We start from the raw sequence: 7,169 nt of genomic DNA on the forward strand, positions 1-7,169 counted from the left end.
AAAATGCACCAAAAAAACTGGGCAACGTAGCCAGTATTACCCCTTTTCCCCTTCCGCTAATCTGAGCCCGCTTATTGTGTTTTTGTTGCAACTCGCCTATCGTCTCAGCTGTTTCAGTTCTCGAAATCTGCTTTCAATACTTTGATTATTTGAGTTTTTTACCGATTTAATCGACAACTATTCTGTTCGCCCTGTTAATCGGATTGTCCTGTTCCACCACAACGGTGGCCCTGGAACACGGTTCTTGATGGAGTAAGCGACATGACACGGAAAAAGACGACCCTGGCCATGACGATTCTGAGCGGTACGCTACTGGCCGGCCCGGGCTGGGCCGCCGAGGTACCCGCCGGCGTACAATTGGCCAAGGTGCAGCATCTGGTCAAGGGAAACGGCGCGGAGCCGGCCACTCTGGATCCGCACAAGACCGAAGGGGTACCCGAGTCCAACATTCAGCGCGATCTGTTCGAGGGGCTGGTGGTGTCCGGCCCCAGGGGAGAGACCCTGCCCGGGGTCGCCGAGCGCTGGGAAACCGACGACAACATGCGCTTCGTCTTTCATCTGCGGGCCGACGCCAGGTGGTCCAACGGCGAACCGGTCACCGCCGAGGACTTTGTCTACAGCTTTCGCCGGGCCATCGCTCCCCAAACCGCCTCGCCCTATTCCTGGTATCTGGAAATTCCCACCATCATCAATGCCTCCGCCATCCTCAAGGGTGAACAGGAAGCTTCCACCCTGGGCGTGACGGCGCTGGATGAGCGCACCCTGGAGATCAGGCTGGCACAGCCGGTCCCCTATTTTGTCACCATGCTGGCCCACACCACCACCTACCCGGTCAACCGCAAGGTGATAGAACAGCACGGCGACAACTGGACCAGGCCGGGCAATCTGGTGTCCAACGGCGCCTATACCCTGAGTGACTGGGTGGTGAACGAAAAAATAGAGTTGGTACGCAACATTCATTACTGGAACAACGAAAAAACGGTCATCGACAAGGTCAGCTATCTGCCCATCGCCTCCCAGAACGCGGCCATGAATCGTTTTCTGGCCGGCGAGCTGGATCTCACCAATGAAATGCCCATCGAACACTTCAAACGACTGCAAAAGGAGCACCCGCAAGAGGTCAGAGTTACCGGTTATGTGGGCACCTATTACTACCAGTTCAACACCCGAAAGCCGCCCTTCGACGACGTACGGGTGCGCAAGGCGCTGTCCTATGCCATCGACCGCGACGTGATCGCCAGGCTGGTGATGGGCCAGGGTCAGAAACCCGGTTACACCATGACGCCGGAAATCGTCGACGGCTTCACCCCGCCAACACTCGAGTGGGCCGGCTGGTCCCAGAAAGAGCGGGACAACCGGGCGCGTGAGCTGCTGAACGAGGCGGGCTTCAACAAGCAGAACCCTCTTAAATTCGAGCTGCTCTACAACACCAGCGAAAACCACAAGAAGGTGGCCGTGGCCGTGGCCTCCATGTGGAAGAAACACCTGGGGGCAGAGGCCGAGCTGGTCAACCAGGAATGGAAAACCTATCTGGATACCAAGACCCAGGGCAACTTCGATGTATCTCGTGCCGGCTGGATTGCCGATTACAATGAGGCCTCGTCCATGCTGGATCTGTTGCTGACCACCCACGGCAATAACGACGGCAAGTATTCCAACCCGGAGTTTGACGCCCTGATGAAGGCCTCCCGCGCCATCGTCGAGCCGGAGGCTCGCAATGCCAAATATACCCAGGCGGAAGAAATTCTGGCCGAAGACATGCCCATAGCGCCCATCTACCAGTATGTGACCGCGCGGTTGGTGCAGCAGTATGTGGGCGGTTACCCCGACAACCCGCTGGACAACCTCTATTCCAGAGACATGTATATTCTGGCGCACTAACGGCTTATACCAATTTGAATAAACATCTGATCATTTTAACCCCGGGATCAGAGGCAACACAGTCGCCTCCCACGACACGCCACTGGGCTAGCCATCTTTGCTGGGTAACGGCTGCGAATATTCACTGGATATTCGGTCCATTACCCAACAAAGATATACGGCAGCAAGCTGCCCCATGGGGGCTCGGAAATGCCGTCCATGGCATTTCACGGTCGTGGAAGTCGATCTCTGTTGCCTCTTCTCGAGCATCGAGTTGTCTGTAGACGGCGCAAACAGGCAACTCCGGTGCATCAAGGAGAGCAAAGGGATCTGCTCAGCTGACCATCCGCGCCACGGATGGCGCGGCTGAGCCTCCAGGGAGGGATTCACGGCGAGTCGGCGGAGCGGGCCCTTTATTCGACTTTTATACAAAAATGAAATAGATCATTTGTTTAGTGGGATTGGTATTATGTGGATGATAGTCGCCACTTGATCGGAGCAATGCTGGCGGCCGGTTTGCGACCGGGGCCAGGGAGATACCAAGATGCTCAAATTTATCGTCAGGCGGGTGCTGGAAGCCATTCCTACCCTGCTGGTGTTGATCACCATCTCCTTCTTCATGATGCGCTTCGCGCCGGGCAATCCGTTCAGCTCGGAGCGCAGCCTGCCCCCCGAGGTGCTGGCTAATATCGAGGCCAAATACGGGCTGGACAAGCCGGTGCTGGAGCAGTATTTCGGCTATCTGGGCAGCCTGCTGCAGGGGGATCTGGGGCCCTCGTTCAAGTACAAGGACTTCTCCGTCAACGAACTGGTGGCCCAGGCGCTGCCGGTGTCGGCGGAAATCGGCCTCTACGCCTTCTTCGGGGCCCTGCTGTTCGGGGTGACTCTGGGAGTAATAGCGGCGCTCAGGCAGAACAGCTGGATTGATTACCTGACCATGTCCACCGCCATGGTGGGCGTGGTGATCCCGAGCTTCGTACTGGCCCCCATTCTGGTGCTGGTGTTCGCCATCACCCTCAAATGGCTGCCCGCCGGTGGCTGGAACGGCGGCGCGCCCCAGTATCTGATCCTGCCGGTAGTGGCCATGATGATGCACTATATTTCGGCCATCGCCCGTATCACCCGAGGCTCCATGATAGAAACCCTGAACGCCAACTTCATCCGTACTGCCCGGGCCAAGGGGCTGCCCCTGCGCCATATCATACTGCGCCATGCGCTGCGCCCGGCCATGCTGCCGGTGGTGTCCTACCTGGGGCCGGCCTTCGTGGGCATTATCACTGGCTCCGTGGTGATCGAGACCATCTTCGGTCTGCCCGGCATCGGCCAGCTGTTTGTCAACGGCGCCCTGAACCGGGACTACTCCATGGTGCTGGGGCTGACCATTCTGGTCGGCGCCCTCACCATCGCCTTCAACGCCCTGGTCGATATTCTCTATGCGGTTATCGACCCGAAAATACGCTACTGATCGGAGCAACGCATGGTAGTCAACAAAGCAAAGCGCGAGGCGCTGGAGCAGCTGTCCGCCCGGCTGGCGTCCGGCGAGCCGGAAGTGGAAGGCCGCTCCCTGTGGATGGATGCCCGCCGCCGTTTTTTTGCCAACCGCGCGGCCCTGGCCAGCCTGATTATTCTTGGGTTGATCACCCTGCTGGTGCTGGTGGGGCCCTGGCTGTCGCCATACGCCTTTGATGACACAGACTGGGGCGCCATGATGGCGGCCCCAAGCCTTGAAAACGGCCATTACTTCGGCACCGACTCCCTGGGCCGGGATCTGTTCGTGCGCACCCTGATAGGCGGACGCATCTCGTTGATGGTGGGGCTGATGGGGGCGCTGGTGGCGGTGGTGATCGGCACCCTCTACGGCGCTACCTCCGGCTTCATCGGCGGCCGCACCGACCGTGTGATGATGCGGATTCTGGAAATTCTCTATTCCTTCCCCTTCATGTTTTTCGTGATCCTGCTGGTGACCTTCTTTGGACGCAATATTCTGCTGATCTTCTTCGCCATCGGCGCGGTCAGCTGGCTCGACATGGCCCGAATCGTACGCGGTCAGACCCTGAGTCTGAAACAAAAGGAGTTTATCGAGGCGGCACAGGTGTGCGGGGTGAGCAAAGTCACCATAGTCACCCGCCACATAGTGCCCAACGTGCTCGGCATTGTGGCGGTATATACCACCCTGCTGGTGCCGGGCATGATACTGTTCGAGTCGTTTCTCAGCTTCCTCGGCCTGGGCGTGCAGGAGCCGATGACCAGCTGGGGCGCCCTGCTGGACGAAGGCTCCAAATCGATGGAAATTGCCCTCTGGCAGTTGCTGTTTCCGGCCGGCTTCATGGTCACCACCCTGTTCTGCTTCAACTTTCTGGGGGACGGTCTGCGCGACGCCCTGGATCCGAAAGACCGTTAAGGAGCCGTCATGACCAGACTGTTGGAAGTACAGGATCTGCAGGTGGAATTCACCACGCCGGACGGGGTGGTGGTGGCCGTGAACGACCTCGACTTTTCGCTGAATTCGGGCGAAACCCTCGGCATCGTCGGCGAGTCCGGCTCCGGCAAGAGCCAGACCGCCTTCGCCATCATGGGCTTGCTGGCCAGAAACGGCCACACTCAAGGGTCGATTCGGTTCGAGGGTCAGGAAATACTGACGCTGACCGAGCCGGCGCTCAACAAGATTCGCGCCAAGCAGATCGCCATGATCTTTCAGGATCCCATGACCTCGCTCAATCCTTATATGAAGGTCGGCCCCCAGCTGATGGAGGTGCTGATGCTGCACAAGGGAATAAGCAGGCAGCAGGCCTTCGAGCAGTCGGTGCAGATGCTGGATGCGGTGCAGATCCCCGAAGCCCGGCAGCGCATGGGTATGTTTCCCCACGAATTGTCCGGCGGCATGCGGCAGCGAGTCATGATCGCCATGGCGCTGTTGTGCCGACCCAAACTGCTGATCGCCGACGAGCCGACCACGGCGCTGGATGTAACGGTGCAGGCGCAAATCATGAGCCTGCTCAACGAGCTGAAGCGGGAGTTCAACACCGCCACCATACTGATCACCCACGATCTGGGCGTGGTGGCCGGCAGCTGTGATCAGGTGCTGGTGATGTATGCGGGCAGAGCCATGGAAGTCGGCGCTGTGGACGACATCTTCTACCGGCCCAGCCACCCCTATACCGAAGGACTGCTGAAAGCGATTCCCAGACTGAATACGGGCGGCGAGATGCTGCCAACCATTGCCGGCAACCCGCCCAACCTGCTGAAGATGCCGCCCGGCTGCCCCTTTCAGGAACGCTGCCACCGGGTGCATGACATTTGCCGAAGTGTGTCGCCGCCGCTGACCGCCTTTGGGGAAGGTCGCCGCCGCGCCTGCCACTGGAACAGCCCTGAGCAGTATAAGAACAACAGCCATGAGCAGTATAAGGACAACAGCCATGAGCGATAGGAAACTGTTGCTGGAAATAAACAACCTCAGGGTCCACTTCAATATCAAACCCAGACAGGCCTGGCCCTGGTCTGCCCCCGACACCCTCAAGGCGGTGGACGGCGTCAGCTTCCGGCTTTATCAGGGCGAAACCCTGGGGATAGTGGGCGAGTCCGGCTGTGGCAAGTCCACCCTGGCCCGGGCCATCATAGGCCTGGTGCAGGCCTGCGCTGGCGAAGTGCTCTGGCTGGGTCGTGATCTGACCCGGGTGGAGCACAAGGAGCGGCGGGAAACCCGCAAAGACATCCAGATGATCTTTCAGGATCCGTTGGCCTCGCTCAATCCGCGCATGACCATCGGTGACATCATCGCCGAGCCGCTGCGCACCTTCTACCCGAAAATGCCGAAGGAAGAGATAACAGAAAAGGTCAGGGCCATGATGGCCCGAGTCGGCCTCTTGCCCAACCTGATCAACCGCTACCCCCACGAGTTCTCCGGTGGCCAGTGTCAGCGAATCGGCATCGCCCGGGCGCTGATCCTGAAACCCAGGCTGGTGATTTGCGACGAACCGGTATCGGCGCTGGACGTCTCCATTCAAGCCCAGATAGTCAACCTGCTCCAGGAGTTGCAGCAGGAAATGGGGCTATCCTTGATCTTCATCGCCCACGATCTGTCGGTGGTCAAACATATCTCCGATCGGGTGCTGGTGATGTATCTGGGTAAACCCGTAGAGATGGGAGAGAGCCGGGCTTTGTTCGGCCACCCAGCCCACCCCTACACTCAGGCCCTGATGAGCGCGGTGCCGCTGCCGGATCCGAACCATGAACGCAACAGGCAGGTTCAGATCCTTCAGGGCGAGCTGCCCTCGCCGATCAAGCCGCCATCCGGCTGCGTGTTTCGAACCCGATGTCCGCTGGCAGATGACAACTGCGCCCGCATCAGGCCAGTGCTGGAAGGCAAGGATCGGCATAGCGTTGCCTGTTTAAAAGTCACAATGGATACGGTTATGAGTAAATCCGGAGAGTAATGAAGGGGCCTGATGAGGTCAGGCCCTGAAGTGATTTTTTTATATGGAACAACACAACCAGACTCGCCTTGTTTTTATCAATAATGCAGTATTTTCAATAACATAGAATCGACATCAGCTCTTCATGTTCTGCATGCACTTCATCAATCATCTCACACAGCTTAAGTGCGTTACTGTGCGAAAGATCCAACTGAACATTTCTGGAATTTTCACTGCCTTTTTCATGACAGACTAACAATATCCCCTGTTCGATGAGTTCAAATTGAATAAGCTTTAGCTCACTACGGATATATTCGCGTCTATCCGGTATATCAATTTCGATGGTACAGCATGGATTAATGGTTACATTGACATAAAGAGCAGTGTCGCTTTGCAAGGGAAATCTGCACTTTCTCGCTAACATCATTGTCTCCTTTATTTTTCATTGCTACCGAGGAAAATGTCCTCGGACAACGAGCAAAACAGAACAACTTTTGTACAGCGCATTAAGGCTAGCCGAACTACCGAAGGTTGCAAATATAAGCGGATATTTCATCCTGATACCGGTCTGGGTTACTTAGCTTGCGAGCGAATTGATAACTCCTGCTTTGAGGATTCATACCAACCTACATAAAAATCTGATCTATTTTAAAGCAGGGAACGAGAGGCAACAGAGTCACCTCCTACAACACGCCATAAACTCTCCCTGGCATTTCACGGTCGTGGGAGCCGATCTCTGTTGCCTCTCCTTAAGCACCGAGTTGTCTGCAGGGCGCTCCCACAGGCGACACGGCAGCACAGGGGCGAATGAAGGGTTCTGCTCCAGCGACCATCACATGACAGGACGTCATGTGCTGAGCGTCGCAGGGATGCGGTTCAGCGTGTCGGTGGAGTAGC

Annotated in this window: 6 protein-coding genes; 5 read left to right on the top strand and 1 reads right to left on the bottom strand. The window is 57.3% G+C overall.

The features are described 5' to 3' along the window. The first annotated feature begins 261 nt into the window (after positions 1 to 261). The 5 genes from Q0753_RS16150 to oppF all read left to right on the top strand — a co-directional run bounded on the left by Q0753_RS16150 (position 262) and on the right by oppF (position 6,293). On the top strand, positions 262 to 1,881 hold the full coding sequence (locus Q0753_RS16150) for an ABC transporter substrate-binding protein (RefSeq protein WP_298723547.1): 1,620 nt from the start codon (positions 262 to 264) through the stop codon (positions 1,879 to 1,881). A 523-nt stretch (positions 1,882 to 2,404) separates the two neighbouring features. After that, complete coding sequence (gene oppB, locus Q0753_RS16155) at positions 2,405 to 3,325, top strand: oligopeptide ABC transporter permease OppB (RefSeq protein WP_298723549.1); 921 nt, start codon at positions 2,405 to 2,407, stop codon at positions 3,323 to 3,325. Between the two features lie 12 nt (positions 3,326 to 3,337). Continuing rightward, positions 3,338 to 4,261: an oligopeptide ABC transporter permease OppC gene (oppC, locus tag Q0753_RS16160; protein ID WP_298723552.1), complete on the top strand. Its 924-nt coding sequence runs from the start codon at positions 3,338 to 3,340 to the stop codon at positions 4,259 to 4,261. A 9-nt stretch (positions 4,262 to 4,270) separates the two neighbouring features. Beyond that, positions 4,271 to 5,287, top strand: coding sequence for an oligopeptide ABC transporter ATP-binding protein OppD (gene oppD / locus Q0753_RS16165; RefSeq protein WP_298723555.1), 1,017 nt, complete (start codon positions 4,271 to 4,273; stop codon positions 5,285 to 5,287). Continuing rightward, positions 5,277 to 6,293, top strand: a complete 1,017-nt coding sequence (gene oppF, locus Q0753_RS16170; protein WP_367179512.1) for a murein tripeptide/oligopeptide ABC transporter ATP binding protein OppF — start codon at positions 5,277 to 5,279, stop codon at positions 6,291 to 6,293. Before oppD ends, oppF begins: the two co-directional genes overlap by 11 nt. Positions 6,294 to 6,387: 94 nt before the next feature. Here the strand turns inward: oppF and Q0753_RS16175 are convergent, their stop codons facing one another. Then, on the bottom strand, positions 6,388 to 6,696 hold the full coding sequence (locus Q0753_RS16175) for a hypothetical protein (protein WP_298723561.1): 309 nt from the start codon (positions 6,694 to 6,696) through the stop codon (positions 6,388 to 6,390). Positions 6,697 to 7,169 lie beyond the last annotated feature (473 nt).

Source organism: uncultured Oceanisphaera sp., from assembly GCF_947495715.1.
GTDB lineage: Bacteria > Pseudomonadota > Gammaproteobacteria > Enterobacterales > Aeromonadaceae > Oceanimonas > Oceanimonas sediminis.

Coding starts and splice junctions, on each gene's coding strand:
- Q0753_RS16150 (WP_298723547.1), top strand. CDS start 262: ATGACACGGAAAAAGACGACCCTGGCCATGACGATTCTGAGCGGTACG.
- oppB (WP_298723549.1), top strand. CDS start 2,405: ATGCTCAAATTTATCGTCAGGCGGGTGCTGGAAGCCATTCCTACCCTG.
- oppF (WP_367179512.1), top strand. CDS start 5,277: ATGAGCGATAGGAAACTGTTGCTGGAAATAAACAACCTCAGGGTCCAC.
- oppD (WP_298723555.1), top strand. CDS start 4,271: ATGACCAGACTGTTGGAAGTACAGGATCTGCAGGTGGAATTCACCACG.
- oppC (WP_298723552.1), top strand. CDS start 3,338: ATGGTAGTCAACAAAGCAAAGCGCGAGGCGCTGGAGCAGCTGTCCGCC.
- Q0753_RS16175 (WP_298723561.1), bottom strand. CDS start 6,696: ATGTTAGCGAGAAAGTGCAGATTTCCCTTGCAAAGCGACACTGCTCTT.